General features: G+C 30.8%; 23 protein-coding genes and 1 other annotated feature. Of the genes, 2 read left to right on the forward strand and 21 right to left on the reverse strand.

Translation table 11 applies throughout. From position 1 onward, the window contains the following. Positions 1-120: 120 nt before the first annotated feature. The 12 genes from rsmA to Tmeso_RS10575 form a co-directional block, all read right to left on the reverse strand. Positions 121-993 carry a 16S rRNA (adenine(1518)-N(6)/adenine(1519)-N(6))-dimethyltransferase RsmA gene (gene rsmA / locus Tmeso_RS10520; protein WP_099190960.1) on the reverse strand — a complete coding sequence of 291 codons (873 nt, stop codon included), beginning with the start codon at positions 991-993 and terminating at the stop codon, positions 121-123. A 10-nt stretch (positions 994-1003) separates the two neighbouring features. After that, complete coding sequence (rnmV, locus tag Tmeso_RS10525) at positions 1004-1540, reverse strand: ribonuclease M5 (protein WP_099191038.1); 537 nt, start codon at positions 1538-1540, stop codon at positions 1004-1006. A 159-nt stretch (positions 1541-1699) separates the two neighbouring features. Further along, positions 1700-2755, reverse strand: a complete 1056-nt coding sequence (locus tag Tmeso_RS10530; RefSeq protein ID WP_099190962.1) for a 3D domain-containing protein — start codon at positions 2753-2755, stop codon at positions 1700-1702. Positions 2756-3707: 952 nt separating this feature from the next. Then, the gene (locus Tmeso_RS10535; protein ID WP_099190964.1) at positions 3708-4475 is read right to left on the reverse strand and encodes a TatD family hydrolase; all 768 of its coding nucleotides are present in this window, start codon (positions 4473-4475) and stop codon (positions 3708-3710) included. Positions 4476-4484: 9 nt separating this feature from the next. Next, positions 4485-6428: a methionine--tRNA ligase gene (gene metG, locus Tmeso_RS10540; protein WP_099190966.1), complete on the reverse strand. Its 1944-nt coding sequence runs from the start codon at positions 6426-6428 to the stop codon at positions 4485-4487. A 105-nt stretch (positions 6429-6533) separates the two neighbouring features. After that, positions 6534-6757 (reverse strand) — a binding site (T-box leader). Positions 6758-6828: 71 nt separating this feature from the next. Continuing rightward, complete coding sequence (locus Tmeso_RS10545) at positions 6829-8043, reverse strand: HD-GYP domain-containing protein (RefSeq protein WP_099191040.1); 1215 nt, start codon at positions 8041-8043, stop codon at positions 6829-6831. Between the two features lie 126 nt (positions 8044-8169). Continuing rightward, complete coding sequence (locus Tmeso_RS10550) at positions 8170-8373, reverse strand: hypothetical protein (protein WP_099190968.1); 204 nt, start codon at positions 8371-8373, stop codon at positions 8170-8172. Positions 8374-8521: 148 nt separating this feature from the next. Further along, entirely contained in the window at positions 8522-8716 is a 195-nt protein-coding gene (locus Tmeso_RS10555; protein WP_099190970.1) for a hypothetical protein, read from the reverse strand. A 188-nt stretch (positions 8717-8904) separates the two neighbouring features. Beyond that, positions 8905-9084 (reverse strand): hypothetical protein, encoded by a 180-nt coding sequence (locus Tmeso_RS10560; protein WP_099190972.1) that lies wholly within the window; start codon positions 9082-9084, stop codon positions 8905-8907. A 192-nt stretch (positions 9085-9276) separates the two neighbouring features. Further along, entirely contained in the window at positions 9277-9798 is a 522-nt protein-coding gene (locus tag Tmeso_RS10565; protein WP_099190974.1) for a spore maturation protein, read from the reverse strand. 1 nt (position 9799) lies between these two features. Further along, on the reverse strand, positions 9800-10372 hold the full coding sequence (locus Tmeso_RS10570) for a nucleoside recognition domain-containing protein (protein WP_242967912.1): 573 nt from the start codon (positions 10370-10372) through the stop codon (positions 9800-9802). Positions 10373-10425: 53 nt separating this feature from the next. Then, on the reverse strand, positions 10426-11067 hold the full coding sequence (locus tag Tmeso_RS10575) for an MtnX-like HAD-IB family phosphatase (RefSeq protein ID WP_099190976.1): 642 nt from the start codon (positions 11065-11067) through the stop codon (positions 10426-10428). 190 nt (positions 11068-11257) lie between these two features. Here Tmeso_RS10575 and Tmeso_RS10580 point away from each other — a divergent pair, with 190 nt between their 5' ends. Further along, positions 11258-11968, forward strand: coding sequence for a zinc dependent phospholipase C family protein (locus tag Tmeso_RS10580; RefSeq protein WP_187296319.1), 711 nt, complete (start codon positions 11258-11260; stop codon positions 11966-11968). Between the two features lie 79 nt (positions 11969-12047). Here Tmeso_RS10580 and Tmeso_RS16455 read toward each other — a convergent pair whose 3' ends face one another. Beyond that, on the reverse strand, positions 12048-12218 hold the full coding sequence (locus Tmeso_RS16455; protein WP_187296320.1) for a hypothetical protein: 171 nt from the start codon (positions 12216-12218) through the stop codon (positions 12048-12050). 124 nt (positions 12219-12342) lie between these two features. Here Tmeso_RS16455 and Tmeso_RS10585 point away from each other — a divergent pair, with 124 nt between their 5' ends. After that, positions 12343-13779, forward strand: a complete 1437-nt coding sequence (locus tag Tmeso_RS10585; RefSeq protein ID WP_099190978.1) for a nicotinate phosphoribosyltransferase — start codon at positions 12343-12345, stop codon at positions 13777-13779. Between the two features lie 24 nt (positions 13780-13803). Here Tmeso_RS10585 and trxB read toward each other — a convergent pair whose 3' ends face one another. The 8 genes from trxB to Tmeso_RS10625 form a co-directional block, all read right to left on the reverse strand. Beyond that, positions 13804-14748, reverse strand: a complete 945-nt coding sequence (trxB, locus tag Tmeso_RS10590; protein WP_099190980.1) for a thioredoxin-disulfide reductase — start codon at positions 14746-14748, stop codon at positions 13804-13806. 78 nt (positions 14749-14826) lie between these two features. Beyond that, complete coding sequence (locus Tmeso_RS10595; protein ID WP_099190982.1) at positions 14827-16362, reverse strand: glycine betaine uptake BCCT transporter; 1536 nt, start codon at positions 16360-16362, stop codon at positions 14827-14829. A 70-nt stretch (positions 16363-16432) separates the two neighbouring features. After that, positions 16433-17590, reverse strand: coding sequence for a glycine/sarcosine/betaine reductase complex component C subunit alpha (grdD, locus tag Tmeso_RS10600; protein ID WP_099190984.1), 1158 nt, complete (start codon positions 17588-17590; stop codon positions 16433-16435). Positions 17591-17601: 11 nt separating this feature from the next. Beyond that, positions 17602-19140: a glycine/sarcosine/betaine reductase complex component C subunit beta gene (gene grdC, locus Tmeso_RS10605; RefSeq protein WP_099190986.1), complete on the reverse strand. Its 1539-nt coding sequence runs from the start codon at positions 19138-19140 to the stop codon at positions 17602-17604. Between the two features lie 276 nt (positions 19141-19416). Then, positions 19417-19893, reverse strand: a complete 477-nt coding sequence (grdA, locus tag Tmeso_RS10610; RefSeq protein ID WP_099190988.1) for a glycine/sarcosine/betaine reductase complex selenoprotein A — start codon at positions 19891-19893, stop codon at positions 19417-19419. A gap of 53 nt (positions 19894-19946) precedes the next feature. Next, entirely contained in the window at positions 19947-20264 is a 318-nt protein-coding gene (trxA, locus tag Tmeso_RS10615) for a thioredoxin TrxA (protein WP_099190989.1), read from the reverse strand. A gap of 22 nt (positions 20265-20286) precedes the next feature. Continuing rightward, positions 20287-21597, reverse strand: a complete 1311-nt coding sequence (gene grdH / locus Tmeso_RS10620) for a betaine reductase selenoprotein B (protein WP_099190991.1) — start codon at positions 21595-21597, stop codon at positions 20287-20289. A gap of 14 nt (positions 21598-21611) precedes the next feature. Next, positions 21612-22937 (reverse strand): glycine/sarcosine/betaine reductase component B subunit, encoded by a 1326-nt coding sequence (locus Tmeso_RS10625; RefSeq protein WP_099190993.1) that lies wholly within the window; start codon positions 22935-22937, stop codon positions 21612-21614. Positions 22938-23091: the final 154 nt, after the last annotated feature.

Raw genomic sequence — 23091 nt, forward strand, 5'->3', positions numbered from 1 at the left:
TGAGGGAAGATAAAATGCATGTATATTGATTATTTTTATTGTGATATTAAAATGAAGCTCACTTAAATATTAGCCAAATGGCGTTATCTCAATGAGCTTCATTTTAATTAAACATAATATTTATTTATCTTTTAATTTATCATATACTTTATTAGCTAAATTAGCAAATTCATCTATAGATAAAGTTTCTCCTCTTCTTTTAGCATCTATTGATGCTTCTTCTAGTATTTGATTTACTTCTTCTTTAGAAAGGTCTATATCGTATGAGCTGATTGCATTTAATATAGTTTTTCTTCTCTTTGAAAAAGCTGCTTTTACTACTTTAAAGAATAAGTCTTTATCCTTTAAATCATGCTTTATCTCATTATGAGCTCTTAAAGCTATTACTGTAGAGTCTACATTAGGTTGAGGTACGAACATACTTCTTGGAACTTTTGCAACTATATGAGGTTCACTATAGTATTGTACTGCCACTGACAATGATCCATAATCTTTAGTCGATGGAACTGCACTCATTCTATCTGCTACTTCCTTTTGAACCATAACAACTATATCACTTACAACAATATCTTCTTCTAAAAACTTCATTACAATAGGTGTTGTTATATAGTAAGGAAGATTTGCAACAAGCTTTATAGGTTTTCCATCCAGTTTTTCATCTACGAGCTGTTTTATATCAACCTTTAATACATCTTGATTTACAACCTCTACGTTATCACATTCAGATAAAGTATCTTTAAGTATAGGTATTAATTTCTTGTCTATTTCTACTGCTACCACTTTTTTAGCAATCTTTGATATTTCTTTAGTCAATGTACCTATTCCTGGTCCTATTTCAACTACGTAATCATCTTCAGTTATTCTTGCTCCATTTATTATTTTATCTATTATATTAGAATCTATTAAGAAATTTTGTCCAAGGGATTTTGAAAATTTAAATCCATATTTATCTACTATATCTTTGGTATTTCTGTATGTTGAAAGTTTTTCCATGTGATCTCTCCTATTTATTTATATTTTTAAGTGATTCATCAAATTCTTCTCTCGTTACTCCATAGTTGTTAAGTCTACTTAAAAACTGCTTTGCATTTCCATATCCTATTCCTAACACTTTTCCAATTTCATCTCTTTTTTTTGATGCATCTTCAAATCCTATAAGTCCATTTCTAACTAAATCTCTTTGAGTAAATTCATCTCTTTTTTTTACATTCTCAGTTCTGACTTTATCTAAAGCTGCTAATATACTTTTAACAGATGCATTCTCAATTCCTATATCTCCATCTTTTATAGCTTCTTCTCTTGGCAAGAATGCATGCTTGCACCCAGGTATTTCAGCTGCTATTTTCTTTCTTATTTTTTCTCCTGCAAAATCAGGGTCAGTAAAGATTATAACTCCTCTTCTTTTTTGGGCTTCTTTAATTCTGCTCATAACTCCTTTTGGAAACCCAAATCCACCTGTTGTTATAAGTTCAGCATCTACTGCCTTTTTGACTGCTGTTACATCATCTCTTCCTTCAACTACTATTATTTCTTTAATCAGATTAACCACCTCTAAAATCTATATTCGAATTCGCTTATACTAACATATAGTCATATTGCTATGTTAATTATATACGAAAATCTTATTGATGTATAATTAAAATTCCCAATATTATTTTCAACAAAAATAATATTGGGAATACTTATTATTAATATTAAATTATTTTAAAACATATACTTGTAGATTTTTTCTTCCAAATGAATTTGCTCTTGATAAACTATTCATGTATATGTCTATTTTATTTCCTTTTATAGCTCCACCTATGTCTTCTGCTACACATGTAATTCCAAGATTCGGTATGTAAACCTTACTTCCTAGAGGTATAACCTTTGGATCTACAGCTATAACTCCTGGTCTTACCGTTGTTCCCATATATGTTTTTCCATATCCTTTATCTCCAGGTCTTTTGCCTGTGCTTTCGAATCCGGCAGTATAAGCACTAGCACTTACAATTAGTGCTTTTTTAAATGTTTTTGTCTCACCTCTTGATGTAACTATAAAATCTTTAGTTCCCTTCTTTACTATTTCATTAGTTGGTTTTTGTATAGTATTTTCAGAAACTAATATTCTACTTTCTTCTTTTCCATCACTGTATCTTACTTTGTAAGTAACTTCTTTTTTACCATAAGATCCATTTTGTACTTTTTGAATTTTTCCCATTTCAAGATTATTGTCGTATACAGTTTCAACTTCATATCCAACGTCTTCATTGTGAACAACTAATTTTTCTTCAACTTTTACTATCTTTATCTCGTCATTTTTAGTTAGCTTATGATCTAGACTTGGAACTACCTTGTCCAGTTCTGATACAGGTATTTTATTTTCTTTTAACAAACCCTCTACAGTGTCTTGTGTAGTTATTATTGTTTGTTGTTCTCCATTTAAAGCTAATTTTACTTCAAATGCTCTTTTAACTGTTATTTTCATATTGTCTTTTAGTTTTGAATTTAAATTGGGGAGGACTTTATCATTTTTACCTAATTCAATATTTTGCTCTTTTAGCAATTCTTGAACTGTATTTGAAAAAGTTTGTATTTCTTGATTTTTATTATCTACTGTTACTGTAACGTCATTTTCTAGTGCGTAATATATTGAAGTGCATGTAATAACCAAGGCTATAGCTATTACTGTAGTGTATACTTTTTTATTTTTTAAAGCTTCTTCAATCTTCCATATTCTGTTGTTTATTAACATTTTAATAAGTTTAAGTCTCATATAGATCCCTCCTTTTTTTGGTTGGAAAAGACCCTCCCGTAAAGACTTGATACATTATATTCGATTTATTTATTATTGTCAAATTTTTGTTTCAATTTTCACTGTTTTTCTATTATTTACTATTGTTTATATTTATATACATACTTTGTTTTGAAAATATTTTTTTCAATGAGGGTTTGTGTTTTTCCTTAGTTTCTATGATATGTTTTTATGATGTGTTTTATTACTCATTTATATAATATTATTTGTAAATTAGGGATTTCCTTTATTTTTTGTGTTTTAATGGTAGACGTGATGTAAATCCATTTTTTTTGACTTAGTGGGTTATTAAAACTATCTATGAAAATACCACTCATACAACTATATTTTGAATACAACTAAGCTTTTGTCTTATTAATAATCCTAAAATTTACGAACTCACTACGCTCAGACACGCAAATTTCTTAACGAATTATTAAACGACAAAAACTAAGTTATATTACTCAAAATGTCTAAAGGCATTCGCTAACATTTCCATAGATAGTTTTTTGTTTTATTTTCTAATTATTTAATAAAATCTTACCTCCTTATAAAACGAAACTTAATTCACATAGATCTTTTATTCCAACTGAGTTTTTATATCTTTAAAAATATCTTATGTATATGTATATAAACACTAATAAACCATATTAGAAATTGGGATTATTTAAATGTTAGCTACTTTTCAATTAATATTTTTCTATATAACTTAGATTGCGTCTGCTGAATATACGTTAAGAAACTTTTTTGTTTGACCACAGGGAGTTTAAAAGTTTTAGTATATTCAGCAGGTGCAATCTTTAGTTGTATAAAAATATTAATTAAGTAGCGGTATTTAAATAATCTCAATTTCAGGCTAAAGTAGTTATATTTAGAGATTTTATTAGGATTAACAACAAAAAAGATGGCTATTAAAAAATAACCATCTTTTTTTCTATTTTATATTAAAAAATCTTTTTCCATTTTCTTTTGTAACTTCACATACTGTTTCGTATGATATTTCCTTCTCTATAGCTATTGTCTCAGCTATATATCTTACATATGATGAGTCATTTCTTTTTCCTCTATGAGGATGCGGTGTAAGGTATGGAGAATCTGTTTCTATTAACAGATTGTCTAGAGGAATTTGTTTTATTACCTCTATTGTTTTTTTATTGTTTTTAAATGTTACAGGGCCTGCTATTGATATCATACATCCCATTTTGATGTACTCTTTTGCAAGTTCTACATTTCCTGAATAGCAGTGCAAAACACATCCTATTTCTTCACTTTTTGTGTTTTTAATTATATCTAGTGTATCTTGATGAGCATCTCTATCATGAATTATTATAGGAAGTTTTAGTTCATTTGCTAGCTTAATTTGCTCCTCAAACCATTTCCTTTGAAGATCTCTTGGAGAATTATCATAATAGTAATCAAGTCCAATCTCTCCTATTGCAACTACTTTTTCATTTTTTGCTAGTTCTCTTAAAACTTCTATGCTTCCTTCATCCATATCTTCAACATCATGAGGATGTACTCCAACTGATGCGTATATAAAATCATGTTTTTTAGATAATTCTACCGCTTTTAAAGAAGATGGTATATCTGCTCCTGGATTTAGAAGTAGTTCTACTCCCGATTCTCTTATTTTTTTAATTACTTCTTCTCTATCTTCATTAAATCTATTATCTGTTAAGTGTGAGTGTGTATCAAATAACATATTTCACCTCTATCTTATTTCGCTGCCAGAGTCTATTCCCTCTATAGTTGGAAGCACTAGTAATGAATCATCATCTGTTGCTGCTGATAGTATCATCCCTTGAGATTCAACACCTCTTAATTTAACAGGTTTTAAGTTACATACTACCATAACTTGCTTTCCTACTAAATCGTCTGGGTTGAAGTGTTTTGCTATTCCAGATACTATTTGTCTTTGCTCATTTGCAAGCTGTACTTTAAATACTAAAAGCTTATCAGCTTTTGGGTGTTTTGATGCCTCTATTATTTTAGCTACTCTTAGTTCTACTTTATCGAATTCATCTATTGTTATTTCTTCTTTATGGTTTAATTTAACTTCTTCTACTTTTGGCTTATCTGAAAACATTTCTTCAAGCTCTTCTACTTCTTTTTCTATGTCTATTCTTGGAAATAAAACTTCTCCCTTTGAAACTTTTGTTCCTTCTTTTATTTGACCAAATTCATGAGTACTCTCCCAAGTAAGTATATCAGCTTGATCATTTATTCCAAGCTGCTTATATATCTTGTTTGCAGTTTCATTCATAAATGGGCTTATTAAAACTGATACTATTCTTATAGCTTCTGTTAAGTTATATAAAACAGTGTCTAATTCGTCTTGTTTTTCTTCATCTTTAGCAAGAGCCCATGGCATAGTCTCGTCTATATATTTATTACTTCTTCTTACAATCTTGAATATTACTTCTAATGCTTCACTAAATTGAAGCCTATCCATAGCATCTTCTACTTTTTTAAATGCAGAGCTTGACATATCTATTAGTTGTTCATGATAATCTCCCAGTGTCTTAGGACTTGGAAGTAATCCTTCTCTATATTTTATAACCATTGCAACAGTTCTACTTACTAAGTTTCCTATATCATTTGCAAGATCTGAGTTTATTCTTGTTAAGAAGTTTTTGTTAGTATAGCTTCCATCTTGACCGAATGTAAATTCTTTAAGTAGGAAATATTTAAGCGCATCTATACCGTATTTTTCTATTAGAGGCTCAGGGTATACTATGTTTCCTTTTGATTTTGACATTTTGTCGTCTGCAAATAATATCCAGCCATGGCCGTATACCTTCTTAGGAAGAGGTAAGTCTAGAGCCATAAGTATTGCTGGCCATATTATAGTATGGAATCTAACAATTTCCTTTCCTACTATATGAACATCTGCAGGCCAGAACTTATTGTACTCAGTCTCATCTTCGCTCAAATATCCTAAAGCCGTTATATAGTTGCAAAGAGCATCAAGCCATACATACACTACATGCTTGCTATCAAGAGGTACCTTAATTCCCCAGTCAAAAGTTGTACGTGAAACGCATAAATCATCAAGTCCAGCTTTTAAGAAATTATTTAACATCTCATTTTTTCTAGATTCAGGGAAGCAAAAATCTGGATTTTCTTCAAAGTATTTGATAAGTCTATCTTGATACTTAGATAATTTAAAGAAATAAGCCTCTTCTTTTGCTACATAAACTTCTCTACCACAATCTGGGCATTTATTTCCTTCAAGAAGTTGAGTCTCAGTCCAAAAACTCTCACAAGGAGTACAATACCATCCTTCATAAGCACCCTTATATATATCTCCCTTGTCGTGTAATTTAGTAAATATCTTTTGAACTATATCTTTATGTCTATCTTCAGTAGTTCTAATAAAATCATCATAAGATATATCCATAGTTTTCCAAAGATCCTTTATTTCTCCTACTATATTGTCTAAGTACTCTATTTCAGTTAACCCTTTTGCTTTAGCAGCTTTTTGTATTTTTTCTCCATGTTCATCTGTTCCAGTTAAAAATTTAACATCATATCCACAAAAACGCTTAAATCTAGCTATAGCATCTGCCGCTACTGTTGTATAAGTGTGTCCAATATGAAGTCTTCCACTAGGGTAATATATTGGAGTTGTAACATAAAAAGTTTTATTTGACATTATATTTCCTCCTTCAAAAATTCGTCTACTCGCTAACGCGGTTACTCATGTCGCCAACAAGTCTCACGACTCTGTTGCTTAAAAATAAAATCGCCCCTACTAAATAGTAGGGGCGAGTATATTCTCACGGTACCACCCTAATTTACTCAAAAGTTTTGAGTATCTTAGTAGACTTTTAACGGGTCTAATCGTTTTAATCTTAAAAGCTAATACTTTCTCAACTAAAAAGCTCCAGAGCCATATTCAATAAAGACCTCAACGCTATCTTTCACCATACATAGCTCTCTTTAGAAGATATCTTTATCTACTCTTTCCTTCAACGCTTATAATAATATTTATATCATTTTAACCAAAATTCTATATAATTATCCTCATAATGTCAAGTATATTACTTATATTTTTAACTGGATTCAAAAACTTTATCTATATCATTTGTAATATCAATGTCTATCTGATTATTTAATGCCATATTCTTTAATATATCTATAGCTTCTTTATGCGAAAATGATTTTTTGTATGGTCTTTCTTCTGTTAGAGCCTGATATATATCAAGGCAAGCTACAAGTCTTGAATTAAAATCTAATTCATGAGCTTTAAGACCTTTAGGATATCCAGTTCCATTTAACTTTTCATGATGATTCGATGCCCATTTGGCTATATCCTCAAACCCATCTATATTAGACAAACATTTATTAGTATAGTATGAATGTTTTTTCATTATCAATATTTCTTCATTATCTAGTTTTTTAGGCTTATCTAGTATTTCTATAGGTATTGCTAATTTGCCTATATCATGCAGTTTTCCGGCTATAATTAACTTTATTTTCTCATTATAATCATAATTGTAACTTTCGCACATCTTACATATTTTTTTTGATAACCCATCACTATGTTTTTCAGTAAACTGAGACTTACTGTCTATTATCTTTGAAAATACATTCATTATTTTTAATATATTATCTATATCTGTTTTTTGTTCATATAAAGGAATCTCTAACTTTAAAGTTCTCTCTATATTATCATCGTTTAATAAGTACCAGAATCCATCTTCACCTGATATTTCTAAAAATGCATCTACTATTTTGCCACTGAATCTTTTATTTTTTTGTTCTTTTATGTATTTTATAAGTTTTTCTTTCTTTTTATCATCTACTTTTTTATATTTAAATACAAAGTCTATATAATCTGAAAATGCTATAAATTGAGCTATTAATGGAATATTATCGCCCTTTATCCTAAAGAATCCTTTACCATCATATGTCTCATGATGATATTTTATTATATTTTTATGTTTAGTTAAAAAAGGAAAGGATTTAACATTATGCTCTCCAACAATGCAATGCTCCTTAAATGATTCTCTTTGATAAAATTCTTTTAAATCATTGTATCTTACTTTATTATTTAAAAGAGTCTGAGTAAGACCATTGTCGTGAAGTATGCTAAATGATACTGTATCTATTTGCTCTTGTATTGTTAAATTAAAATATTGTGCTAGTCTTAGCGATACATATGCTACTCGCTTTAAATGATTTGTTTCTACCGACAATACATCTATTTCTATGAAATCTAAAGCGGTAGATATACTCATCAAAAAATCACTAAACTTAAATTTCATATTTCTCAAAATCTCCCCCTATCTAAACCTTTATTTTCATAAATATTATATCACTTTTCCGAAAAATCTGTAATTGTTTTGTAATTTCCTATAGAGTAAAATAAGAAGCAGAAATCTGCTTCTTATTTAGTATTTCGTCTTAGTATTCGTTTTATCATTTTTTTTGCTTGTTTTTTCACTAGCATTAGGTCCTTCTACAAAATCTGTTCCCACTGCTTCTGTTAAAAGCTCACTTCCATACTCTAATCCCATTCTCTTTGTAGCTTCTCTTGCATTAATTTCTGCACTTATATCTACTCCTGTTTTATTACCTTTTTTCTTCTTAGGCATAATAACACCCCCCTTTATAATATATCTTTTATTTTCTTTAATAAAGTTATATAGCTTGAATTGAGTTCTCTAAATTATTTCAAAAACTATATAGTTTTTAATTCTAGTGAATAATTGAAAAAGAAGCAGAAATCTGCTTCTTTTTCAATTATTTATTATTTTTTCTATTTCTCTTTTGGTTAGCATTAGGTGATTTGTTAGATTTAGGACTATTTGGTCCTTCTGCAAATTTTGCACCCATTTCTTCTGATCCTAACTCAGTTCCAAATTCTAATCCCATTTTCTTTGAAGCTTCTCTTGCACTCATTTCCGCATTCTTGTTTGACTTATTTTTGTTATTCATAATAATATCCTCCCTTTTCAATTAAACAATTTTTTTTAAGTCATATATCTTTAACTTAATTGTCCTAGTTATTTTATGAATTATATAGTTTTTAATTCAAGTAAATAAATGGTAATAAATATTATAATTTCCTAGAAAGTAAAGAAGAAGCAGATTTCTGCTTCTTCTTTACTATTTATTATTTATTTTTATTTTTTATTTTTCTTATTAGACTTAGATGCTTTCCCAGGTGTTGCTGCAAATTTAGAACCCATTTCTGATACAAACTCGTTTGCAAATTCTAATCCCATACTCTTTGCAGTTTCTCCTTTACTAATTTCTGCACTCTTAGTAGTTCCCATTTTTTTTGTCTTGTTTCTTTTACTCATAATAGTACCCTCCCTTTGAATACAGCAACTTTATTCTCTTTAAAAATTTATATAACTTTGACCTAATTACCTAGTTATTTTATGAATTATATGATTTTTAATTCAAGTAAATAATTGGAGATATAGTTGAGATTTAAAATCTAATATTTAGGATATACTAGTTTAAATATAAGGTTTTAATAAGAATATTTTTTAGCTAAAAAGAATATTGCATATAAAGACAGATGCTAACACTCCAGCCATATGGCTTATAAGAGCACACACTAATGTATGTCTTATATTTTTTATCTTTAAGTTTCCATAGTATATAGCCATTGTGTAAAATATAGTCTCAGATGAGCCAACTATTGTAGCTCCCATTTTTTCTTTTAATGTATCGATTCCTACCCTCGGTATAATATCCTTATATATAGCAAGTGTTCCGCTTCCAGATAACGGTTTTATTATTATCAATGATAATAATTCTTTAGGTATAGAAAATATTTTGAGTATAGGAGAAAATATATACTCAAGTATTTCTATCCCATATCCAACTTTAAATATTCCTATCGCTAAGAATATTCCTAATATGTACGGTGATATTTTATATGTAGTTTTTATTCCATCAAATGCTCCTCTTATAAAACTATCATATATATCTATGCCTTTGTATTTCCCATATGCAATTATTATTAGTATTATAATTGGGATTAATATATTAGAAAAAAAATCCATTTCAATACCTCCTTTGAAGCATTTTGCACGATATTATACCCACTATTGTAGATACTGCAGTCGCTATTAAGGTGGTAATTATTATTTCATTTGGATTAGATGCACCCTCATCCATTCTTACCTTAAGAACTGTGAATGGAACTAATTGAACCGATGACATATTTATAACTAAAAACATTATCATATCGTTTGTCGCTGTATTTTTTTTAGGATTTATTTCTTGGAGTTCTTCCATGGCCTTTAAGCCAAATGCAGTAGCACCATTAGAAGCTCCTAGTATATTAAGTGACATATTCATTATCATGTATGATAGCGCTTTACTCTTTTTGGGAATAGATGGAAATAATTTATTCATAACACAGTATAAAGACTTTCCTATTCTATCTACAAGCCCAGATTCTTTAGCTATATTCATTATCCCCATCCAAAGAGCCATTATACTTATAAGACTTATAACAAATTCTATACCCCTTGAAGCTTCGTTCATTATGACCATATTAAGCTCAGGAAGCTTTCCCATAAATATACTATTTATTATCCCAATAGAAATCATATAAAACCAAATTTTGTTCATTAAAAAACCCCCTCAGTAATTTTATGAAGGGGGTTACTTCAGTTATTCTTATTTTATGAGATTATCCTTTTAACTTTACTTAATACATCAGCAAAATTCTCAAACTCCATAAATTCAATTTCATTCTCTCTCAAATAATTTGCAAGATCTTTTTTAGCAAATATATAATCTGCATTCTTTGATGCACACTTGTCAGAGTGTCCATCTCCTATATATATAATCTTCTTATTATCAAGATTTATATCATTTATTAAGTTGCTCTTACAGTTTGCACATTTTCTGCAATTTTCATTAGTGTTAGGATATACCCCCAATAGATTACTTCCTTCAAATTGTAGTATATTGGAAAAACTCATAAGTCCCTCTATTTCATTATTTTCTAATATATTTTCTATATTAAAATCAAATCCATCACTTATTATGTAAAATTCTATACATTTTTCTCTTATATAATCTATAAACTCTTTGAACTTAGAATCTATGGCAATACCTCTTATAAATTCTTTAAGCTCTACTTCATTTGTCTTCATCATATCTAATATTTTTTGACTTATTTCACGAGCATCATACTGACCACTCATCCACATATCATCAAGATTTTTCCATTGATTTCCGGCAAACTTGTTCGCCATAGAATTAACAGTATCTTCTATTGTTATCGTCCCATCAAAATCACATATAACTATATATTCCACTTTATATACCTCCTCAAAAGTCCCCTGTTACTATTTGAATCTTTAATTAATAAAAGCTTATGCAATTAATTAAAGCTTACTAAAACTTTAACATACAATTACATTTTTTTAAAGTATTGTATTATCTTAGAATATTATATTTATATATCGGGCATACTAAGTCGAATTATAATAGTAAGGGGAGATAATATTGAATTTATTAGAAAAATATTATGGGAAAGTATTACATACTTCTTTTAAAGTTGTGAATCCTTTTAAAAAAATGATAATAAATACACACTGCAAGGTTCATATTTTTATAAATATGCAAGCATTAAATATATTAAGAATAAACCATTATAATAAAGAATATAAACTTTTTTCAAAACATATAAAAACCATAAACGAGGGAGCCGTTTGGGCAGACCAAGATTTTAAAAGCAACGGTCATTTTTATCATCCTTATAAAAAGAAGGGGATATATGGAGGCAATAATGCTTTAAATCTTGCAAAGAATTATTATAATAAATCTATATATTTTTGGAATATAAATAACATAGATAAATCTATGTTTTATTTAGGCGCTTCTATGCATATAATTCAGGATATGACTATACCTCAGCATGCTAATATAAAGCTTTTTGATAATCATAAGCAGTTTGAAACATTCGTAAAAAAACACCACGATTCTATAAAAGAATTTATATGCAATAAAAAACCTATAATGTTAAGTTCTATAGATAAATTTGTAAGATTCAATGCTAGATTTTCTTTAAGAATGGACATACAGTTCAAAAATATTGTAAATACCCAAGATAGGTTTTATAAAATATCCAGAAAAATTCTTCCACTAGCTCAGAGAACCACAGCTGGATGTATGGTATTTTTTTATAATAATGTTGTACAGAAAAATAAACCCTGATTTAATAAGCTAGTCAGGGTTTATTTTCTTATTAACTATATCTATATAATGTTTCTAACGGTAGCATGTAGCGAATTTTTTATTCATCTGATAATAGTCCATGCCCCTGTTTATAAAAATTTCCTTTTTGAACATTATTTTTTCTATATCCTAAATCCTGTTCATAATAAATATCTCTATCAGCTTCTAATCCCTTATATTCATCTATTATTTCTTTGCTGTTCTTTAATCTTTTCCCTTCTTTGTCCACAATATCACCTCCTAGATAAAATTATTTTTTCGTTAATTTTTAAATATATACTAATGTTATTGTAGATTTCTGAAAATATTGATAAAATCTAAAATGTAGCTACGATTGGAAAGGATGATAAATTATGAGAAATTTAACTTTACTTACTGACCTATATCAATTAACAATGATGCACGGTTATTTTAGTCAAAATGTCCATGAAGATATAGTTGTATTTGATATGTTCTTTAGAAAAAATCCTTGTAACGGAGGTTATACTCTAGTTTGCGGAATACAACAGCTGGTTGATTACATAAATAATCTTAAATTTGAAGAAAATGATTTAGACTATTTGAAACAACTAAACTTATTCTCGGATGCTTTCTTAAATCTACTGAGAAATTTTGAATTTACAGGAGATATATACTCAGTTGAAGAAGGTTCTGTAATGTTTCCTAATGAACCTATAATAAGAATAAAGGCTCCTTTATACCAAGCTCAACTTATAGAAACTACACTTCTTAACATAATTAATTTTCAATCATTGATAGCTACTAAGGCATCTCGTGTTTGCTTTGCAGCTAACGGAGATTCCGTACTTGAATTTGGGCTAAGACGTGCTCAGGGACCTGATGCAGGTATTTATGGATCTCGTGCCGCCATTGTAGGGGGTTGTTCAGGTACTGCAAATGTGCTTGCTGGTCAAATGTTTGATGTTCCAATTATAGGTACCCATGCTCACAGCTGGGTTCAAAAATTCGATTCTGAGTTAGAGAGCTTTAGAGCTTACTCTAGTGTATATCCAGAAAAGGCTCTTTTATTAGTAGATACTTACAACGTTTTAAATAGCGGTGTACCTAATGCGATTAAAGTATTCAAAGAACTTAGAGACAAAGGTCATGAGCCTATTGGAATAAGACTTGACTCAGGTGATCTTGAATATTTATCAAAACAAGCTAAAAAAATGCTAAATGAAGCTGGGTTTGAAAATTTATCAATAGTTGCCTCAAATGATCTAGATGAATATAAAATAACTCACCTTAAAAACTCAGGAGCTAAGATAAACAGTTGGGGAGTCGGAACAAAACTTATAACATCTAGTGATTGTCCTTCTCTTGGAGGAGTTTATAAGCTTTGTGCTTCCGATGATGGAAATGGATTAATACCTAAAATTAAAATATCTGAAGATCCAGAAAAAATAAATAATCCAGGTTATAAAAAAGTAGTTAGAATATATAATAAATCAAAAAAAGCTGAGGCAGATATTATTCTCTTAGACGAAGAAACTATAAATGCAAATAGTCCTCTTACAGTATTTCATCCTATTCATACTTGGAAAAAGAAAACTTTTAAAAATTACTCTATAAAAGAATTATTAAAACCTTTATTTTTAAAAGGGAAATGCGTTCACGAACCAAAGAGCGTTATGGAAATAAGAGAATTTGCAAAACAAGAATTAAATACATTGTGGAAGCAATATAGACGAATAGAGTCTCCAGAAGTATATAAGGTAGATTTATCATTAAACCTTTGGACCCTTAAAAATGAAATGATAAAAGAAAAGAAAAAAGATAGCTTGTAATTTTACAAGCTATCTTTTTTAATACTATTCTTCAAAATTATTTTCAATATACTTCTCAGCCATTACTGTAGCAGTTGCTCCATCTCCACAAGCAGTAACAACCTGTCTTAATATTTTAACTCTACAATCTCCTGCTGCATATACTCCAGGAACATTAGTCTCCATATTTTCAGTAGTTGGTATATATCCACGGTCCATATCTATTTTTCCATCAAATAACTTAGTTTGAGGTGCATATCCTACGAATATGAATACTCCGAAAGTCCCATCTTCTTCATCAGCTTCAAACTCAGTAATCTCACCTGTTTCTCTATTTTTAAGAGTCATAGATTCTAATATTCCATCACCTTTTAACTCAGTGATTTCTATATTCCACTTAATTTCTATCTTATCATGATTTAAAACCTTAGCTTGGATAGATTTTGCAGCAGTAAGGTGGTTATCTCTTGATAATATAGTTACTTTTCTTGCAAACTTAGTTAAGAACATAGCTTCCTCACAAGCAGAATCTCCTCCACCAACTACGAATACTTCTAAATCAGTAAAGAATGCTCCATCACAAGTAGCACAATAAGTAACTCCTTTTCCTGTTAACTCTTTCTCTCCAGGTACGTTAAGTTTTCTTGGAGTAGCTCCAGTTGCTATAACTACAGCTTTAGCTTTATATTCCTCTTTCTTTCCTTTTAGAACTTTTATCTTTCCATCAAATTCTACATCTTCAATAGTATCCTTTACTCTTTTCGCTCCAAACTCTTCACATTGCTCTACCATTCTAGCTACTAAGCTTGGTCCAGTAGCATTTTGTATAGATCCTGGATAGTTAGCAACTTCATCTGTAGTAGCTATTTGTCCTCCAGTTCTATCCTTTTCTATTATAAGAGTGTTCATCTTAGCTCTAGCTCCATATAATCCCGCTGATAAACCTCCTGGTCCAGCTCCTATTACTATTAAATCATATACCATAGACATAAGTTTCATCTCCCTTTAATATCCCTAATATTGTAAACCTTTATAATATTTCGATATTTTTTTATGTATTCCTTTATATTATACTTTATTTATCTTTTGTTCTTTATATCTTTCATTAACAGCATCAAGATCTTCATTCTTAAGCTCCTTGAATAAGGATATACATCCTAAAATCATTATTAATGCAAACGGGAATGCTGCAGCTATAGATGCTGTTTGAAGTGTTGTAAGTCCTCCTCCAAGTAAAAGACCAAAAGCCATTGAAGATTGTATAATTCCCCAAATAACTTTTCTCTTAGTAGATGGATTTAAATCTCCATTAGAAGACATCATACCTAAAACGAATGTAGCAGAATCTGCTGATGTAACAAAAAATGTACAAAGTAATATAACAGCTACCAAAGATATTATACTTCCAAGCGGGTAATGACTCATCACAACAAAGAAAGCTGTTTCTGTAACTTTTGCAGCCTCTGTTGCTATATCAAGTCCTAAGTTAACTCCTAATGTTCCAAATACAGCAAACCACATGAAACTCCCAAGAGTCGGTACTAATAAAACTCCTATTATAAATTCTCTTATAGTTCTTCCTCTTGATATACGTGCTATAAAAGTTCCAACGAATGGTGCCCATGCAATCCACCAAGCCCAGTAGAATAATGTCCATCCACCTAACCATGAGTTGTCTCCAAATGCATTTATACGAAAGCTATCAGGCGTAAAGCTACCTAAGTATTGTCCTATTCCAGCAGTAAATGCATTTATTATTTTTACAGTAGGCCCAAGTAAGAAAGCTAACATCATTAATACAAAAGCTATTCCTAAATTAAGATTTGATAAAAATTTAATTCCTTTATCAAGTCCTGTAACTGCCGACAACATAAATAATATCGTAACTATTACTATTATTATTACTTTTGATGTCGTATTTGTTGGAATCCCGAATAAGTGGTTAAGTCCACTGTTTATCTGAAGAGTTCCAAGTCCTAAAGATGTTGCAACTCCTGCAACAGTTGCAAATATAGCCAGTATATCTATAAATTTACCCAGTCCTCCGTTAACTCTTTTTTCACCGAATAAAGGTATAAATATACTACTTATAAGACCCGGTGTATTTTTTCTAAATTGGAAATATGCAAGAGCTAATGCTAATACACTATAACCTGCCCACGGATGAAATCCCCAGTGGAAGAAAGAAGTTTTTATAGCAAGTTGAGCAGCATCAGCTGATCCTGGCTCAGCAAGTCCAAGAGGAGGATTAACAAAATGATTAAGAGGTTCTGCAACACCCCAGAATACTAATCCTATACCCATTCCTGCACTAAATAACATAGCAAACCATGAAACATAAGAATAATCTGGTGTTGAATCATCTGGCCCAAGTTTTACATTTCCGTATCTACTACCTGCAAGTAGTACTGCAACTAATACGAAGAAAAACATTCCCATTAGATACATCCATCCAAAATTATCTCTTAAGAATACATAGAGCCCATTAGCTGCATTTCCAAAACTTTCATTAGCTATAAGAGCCCATGCAACGATACCTAAAACAAACAGTACCGATATAATATATACTGAATTATCATTATTTTTATTAGTCTTATTAGTCAAATAAATTCCTCCTTTAAATTCTAGGAGATATATAAATATATCTCCTAGTTATGTCTTCGGGGGTTAATTCTTAACTTACATAGCCTTCTTTTTTAAGTATTTCAAAAGCAGCTTCAACCTTAGTTTCATTTATCATAACTATAGGTCCAGTACATCCCATGCCACTTTCTGCATATATTCCATTTCTCCATAAAGCCTTTACAGCATCTTCAAGATCTAATATATCAATACCAGAAACAGAACCTGTCACGATTTCTTTATCTGGTGCTGCAACTTCTTCTTCATCTTTTTTCTTTTCTTTAGTTACAGAAGATAATATATCACAAAGCTTAGCATCTTTTGCAGATTTGAATTCGTCTTTAGATATTTTCTTAATATTCCCCTTTGCAACTTGTCCTGCATAAGATATAGCATTAGCTACAACAGGTACCCCAGATGCTCTTGAAAGTATTAATATAGTTCTGTCATATCCTTCTCCAACCCCAGGACCATATCCAAATCCCATAGCTTCATAACTTCCACCAGTATTAAATGATGAGAATACCTTCATAAGTAGGTTACCTGTTAATGTATCTGTAACCATTACATCAGGTGTTCCTGTTAATAGATCGTTTCCTCTCATAACAGCTCCGCCATCTGCTCTTAATGATTCAGTAAAATTAACTTTGTATCCATTCTCATTTAATTCTTTCAAAGCTTTCTCAACTTGTCTAGCTCCATCTAAATTTAATATACCTACTGTTGGGTCTTTTATTCCCAAAGATTTGGCTGTTATTATTCCGTACAAAGCATTCTTTACCATACCCTCAACTCTATGAGCTGATGAAGTTCCTGTTGTAGTAGCTATTATCATTTCTTTACCAATACCTGGAGTTACTACTCTACCTACAGTAGATACTCCTATTGGAAAATTATAATGCATAGTAACACAAGAATCTATTTCTTTAGAATCTAAAAGTTGTTCCATAACCTTATGCTGTTCATCTTCTGTATTTGCTTGTACTGTTCTAAGATTCGTATTAACTTTAGGTCCTATTAATACTACTTCAATTGAATTATCTCTACTTTGAGCAAGTTCTGCTCCTTTTAGTATATTATCAACACCATGTTCGCTTCCAAGAAGAGTTATTCCAACCCTTTTCTTTTCACCGAATTGTCCACTCTCTATAGCATCTGCAATCTCATTAAATGCTTTTCCTATCATATTTTTTAAGTTTTTATCACTCATTAATATCACCTCTATTCAGCTGATAAATGTGATGCAAATTCTCTCATGGCCTCAGCTATCATTATTTTAACGCTTTCATTAGAAACTCCTTGATCTTGATCTACTTTACCATCATTCTTTTCCATAACTATTGATACTCCATCAAATAGGTTAGTCATACGTCCAAGGAATAAACTTCCTTTTCCAACTACCATAGCCCTGTTTATTTCATCATTTAACATAGCTTGTCTTGCAAAACCTACATATGGTACCCCAGATGGTATATGTCCTTGAGTTGGAGCCCAACCTGGCATTCCGTGATTTTTAACAAAGTTCATAAGATCTTTCTTTTCTATATCTTTTCTCTTAACTCCTAAAGCTCCTATCATCTTATAGTTAGATGTTGGAACATCTCCTGCTCCTGCTGGTTTAGTTATATCAGGATTTTGCATCTCTACTGAATACTTATCTATATCAGTTATTTTTAGGTTACCTTTGTCAAGAGGCATAGTTATTAATGAAGTTATTACAGCTTGAGGAGAAGATCCTGTTCCAACTGTATGTCTTCCAACTAAATCAGTTCTTAAAACTGGGTTTACACCATCATTTTTACTTACAAGTACTGCAAATCCGCCAAGTACATCTTCAAGTACAGGCATATCTTTCTTAACATGGTCTTTTCCGTTCATTCCAAGTTTTGCAGTAGCTCCACCTGCAACTATAACTACATTCTCATATACTCCAGCTTTAACAAGAGCTGCTGCTTGTATTAAAGCATGAGTAGGTGCTGCACAAAATCCTCTTGTGTCAGAGCCAGTTGCATTAACGCATCCTGCAACTTCAGCTATGGCTTTTGCGAAGTTTCCTCCACCTCTTTGGTTAACATCTCCACAAGCCTCTTCTGAACACTCAACAACATAATCTATATCTTGTGGGTTTATATTATTTTTATCTAATAAGTTAAGCATAGCAACTACTCCAGATGCTTTAACTACTAAGTTTTCAAATATTATATGTGCATTTAAGTTAGGATCTATATTATGGGCTGCTTTTACACAACCAACTATTTTTCCATCGTTATATAAAGCTTCAGCGTGATTTTCTTTTATAAATTTCTCTATATTATCTAATTCATCGCCTTCTTTTATCTTATTTACTAACTCATCCTTTATTAAAGGGTGATCTTTTAATTTTCCTTTTACTGTTTTTGCAAATTCATTTTCAAGTATTACTAAATCAAATACATCTACGCATTGTAAAAGTCCTATAAATTCATCTTGAGGCATTATCTCTCCAAATTTACCGAACCTATTAGTTTTATCACTTTCCTTGTCAAACCAAGGCATTTCAACTTTTCCTAGTTCCTCTGGTGTCATGTTCCCTATATACGTTTGGTTAGGTAAATATTTTACAACTTCTTCAAAACTTCTTAAATGTTTTGGTAATTCTTTCAAATATTCTGATTCAGGATTAACTATTCTTTCAGTTACTTGAGTTGATCCATTGTGAATTATCATATCTGGGGTATGTACAAGTATGTACCCACTTCCCTTTACTACAGCATAAGACATTACATTCACCTCCGCATTATTATGAAACTCTTTTTATATTATTGTTACTTATGAAATACAAAATTTTAATATTAATATTTCTAATTATTAATTTTTTAAATATTTTGTATTTCTAACTCATTATACCATACATATTTTGTTAAATGATATATATTTAACAGGTTTATTATGTAATTTGTCATATGATACATATTTAACAATTTTTTTTGTGTAAAAAGGAGTGATATAGTATACCACTCCTTTATTTAATTTAAGCTACAAACATGCAGAGCTTAATTAATCATTAAATTTACAGAATTCATCTCTTATATTTTTCATTTCTTCTATTATCTCATCTACTTCAAGAACCATTTCCATCATACCAATTTGATCCTCGTATACAGATGCATCAACTTCACCTTTAAACTTATCTTCTACAGCGTGATATGCTCTAAGTCCAAGTTCTACTCCTGCAAGTGGTCCTGCAAAAGTTGGATCTCCTGCAGTTACTGTCTCAGCTGCTAGACCAGCAGCTTCAGCTTCAGCGGCACCTAAAAGAACAACCATGTTTTCAGCTCCATGCTTCTCAGTTAAATCCTTAACACGTTGTTGGTTCTCTAGATCCATCGCTCCTGCAGCAGTTCAGACAAAACACTCAGTAGATGAGAATACAACCTCTGCTCCAGTACCTTTTAAACACTCTTCCATAGCAGGACCAGGTATTCCATCTCTGTCACCAATTACAATGACTTTTTTTCCATCATAAAATCCCATGACTATACTTCCTCTCTTTTTTAGTATTTTTTAATTTATTTAAATTTATTATCTTATAAGTATTTTTTTATCATTTCTTCTATGTTCTCAGCTGTTGCATCATCTTTAGTTAACTCTTCAACTTTTTCTCCATCTTTATAAATAGCTATAGTTGGTAACCCTAAAACTTTTTGCTTTATAGCAAGTCTTCTAGCTTTTGAAGTGTCTAGCTTAGCAAACTTTAATTGGTCTCTATATTTTTGTGATAACTCAATGACACTTGGCATAAGAGCTTTACAAGGCTCGCAACTCTCACTCCAAAAGTCTACTAACATACATCCTGTACCATTTAGAACTTCTTCTTCAAATGTACTTTTATCTAAAGCTAACATCCAAATCACTCCTTTTGTATATCTATATTTTAACTTTATAAACAGTTTGATCTTTGGCATCATCAGTTAAAGCTTCAAGTGCTACTCCAACTCTATGATGTCTTAATTTCCACTGCTCTTCTTTAGTTGTAGATGGATCTCCTAATGGATATGGTATTGAAATAGTTGGAACCATCTTATTAGATCCTACAGTCTTAGCAACTGGTATTAAGTTAGCCATTTGCACTATAGGGAATCCAGCTCTTTCAATTTCTTTTACTATCGTTGCACCGCAACGAGTACAAGTACCTCATGTAGAAGATAGTACAACTGCATCTACGCCTTCTTTTTTGAAGTATTCAACCATTTCTTTACCCATTCTAGCAGCTTCTGCTTGAGTAGTTCCAGTTCCAACTGTTGTATAGAAATATTCATGAAGCTTTCCTATTACTCCTTGTTTTTCGTACTCTCTTAAAGAATCTATAGGAACTATAACATTAGGATCAGCATCAGCCGCCGCTGGGTCAAATCCTGCATGTATTGTTTTAAATACTCCACTTTCTAATCTGTCCATTCCTTCTATACTGTATCTACCCCATCTTGTTGCAGAAGCAGATTGTATTCTATCTGGATTATCAACCGGTACTATACCACCAGTAGTTGCGTAAGCTATAGTAGCTTTAGATAAATCTTTTATAGGAGGTGCAATTTCAACTCTATCTAATTTAGGAATAGGAAGCTCAGTTACGAAGTCTTCTCCGTTTATCTTTTTAAGAAGCATTTCAACAACACGCTCAGAAGCTGGCTTTGCATCTTCTAACCAATATTGATGTCTTATTCCTCTTACGAAGTATCCTTCCTCTTCAGCTGTTCCTAATTTTTCTCCATTTAATATCTTATTTGCATATGTAGCTATCTTCTTTATATCTTTTCTCATAGCTGCAGCACTTTTTCCACCTGGGAAAATTACTACATCTTTCTTAAACATTTCAACTCCAGGATTTTCTATATGCATAGATGATATAACTGGAACATTGAATTTTTCTTTTACTATTTTAGCTATAACTCCACAAGCATTTCCATATCTACCCGCTTGGAATGCAGGTCCTGCAACAAATATATCAAATTCTTTATCTTCTAAGAATCCTAAAATCATTTTTACTGCTTCTTCTTCATTAGAACCCATAAAATTATCTCCGCATATAATTGTGTGAGTAACCTCAGCATCTAATTGCTTGTTAAGTTCCATAGCAGGTCCTACTAAGCCTTCTCTAATCTCAGGAACAAAATCAGCCTTATCTTCTCCACCAACTTGTCCGAAAAATTGGTTTACGTAAAGTATTGCTTTTTTCATCTTAGTGCACCTCCCTAAAATTCTTTCATTGTCTTTGGAGACCATCCTGTAACTTGATCACCACAGAACATTGAGTTATTTTCCATTATTATAGATCCATCTTCTTTAACAGAAGATCCTAATATTTCATCATCTGCCCATCCTCCAGATAATCCATCTCTTGCTAAAGATTCAAGCTCTCCAATTACAGTTTCCATAGGAGGAAGCTTTATTAATTCTGATACATTACCACAAGATACGATAGCATTAGCTTTCTCATCTAGTGTAACTAATGGTTGTGAATTTCCATCTCTACCAGTACACTCATTTGTAAGTCCAACAGTCTTAATTCCTTCATTTTCAAGTGCTACTACACAAGCTATAAAGTCAGCATCTGGATTTCCATATCCTTCTTCAGCAACTATAGCAGCATCTGCTCCTAAAGATTTTGCCATTTGAGACACAAATATTGCAGAACGCTCTTTTTGATCAAGTGCAACATTTAGGTTAGAAGTTATAACGCCTAAGAAGTTTACTGTTTTTCCATGCTCTTTATATAATCTCTTTATAGCAGAGAAGTTTTGGAAATCATATGTAGACCACTTAGAAGAACAAGGCATAAAGCTTCCTGATATTATAGCTCCGTCTAATATTTCATTAGGATTCATAAATGTTGGTAAATAATGATTCATATCCCATCCATATACTAAGTCATTGTATCCCATTTCTTCCATTTGTGATTGACACTGAATTACAAATACCACACTTGGTAAATCATTTACTTCTTTTGATCTTTTAGTTACTGGCTCTAATTCATATGTTTCTACTTCTTCTGGATCTAACTCTTTAACTGCATTTCCTATGTATTCAGCAAGTCTCATACCTGCCCATCTTAAAGCTTTATTTTTCTTTTGTTGCTCTCTTTTTTCAAAATCTTCATCTGTATCAGCAACTAATACTATATTTTTAAGTTGAGAGAAGTAAGTGTACTTTGCTCCTTCTCCACTCATATCTATTAATCCATCTTGGAATCCTCCCCAGTGTTTCCCAACAACTAGTACACTACATCCTTTTAATGCATGTGTTTTTCCATTCCCGGCTTTTACAAGATCCCCCGTAACTCCTGGGAATAAAGGATCCCCATTTAATTTAACTCTTGGCTCTATTGCTTCTTTAACAGGTACTAGGCGAACGTTTTCCCCAGGCTTAACAATTTTTAAATCTGCATCAGTTATATGTTCATCTTCTTTTACAAATGCTAAAGCTTCTTCTTTATTAATTGTTAATATACCATCTTTATAAAATGTCTTATCTCCAAATACTATATCTTTAACATGAAAATTACCTATTTCTAATTTCACTATTTGACACTCCTTTCATTTTAACTTATTAAAGTTTTTTCGTTAGAATATTCGAATAATTGAAACTTAGTTGAAACTTGCTAATTTTCAAAAATTTAAACCTAAAATTTTTTTGAATCTTTCAATTCATTTTTTATATTACCCAACCATTATT

The sequence above is a fragment of the Tepidibacter mesophilus genome (assembly GCF_002724055.1).
Taxonomy (GTDB): Bacteria; Bacillota; Clostridia; order Peptostreptococcales; family Peptostreptococcaceae; genus Tepidibacter_A; species Tepidibacter_A mesophilus.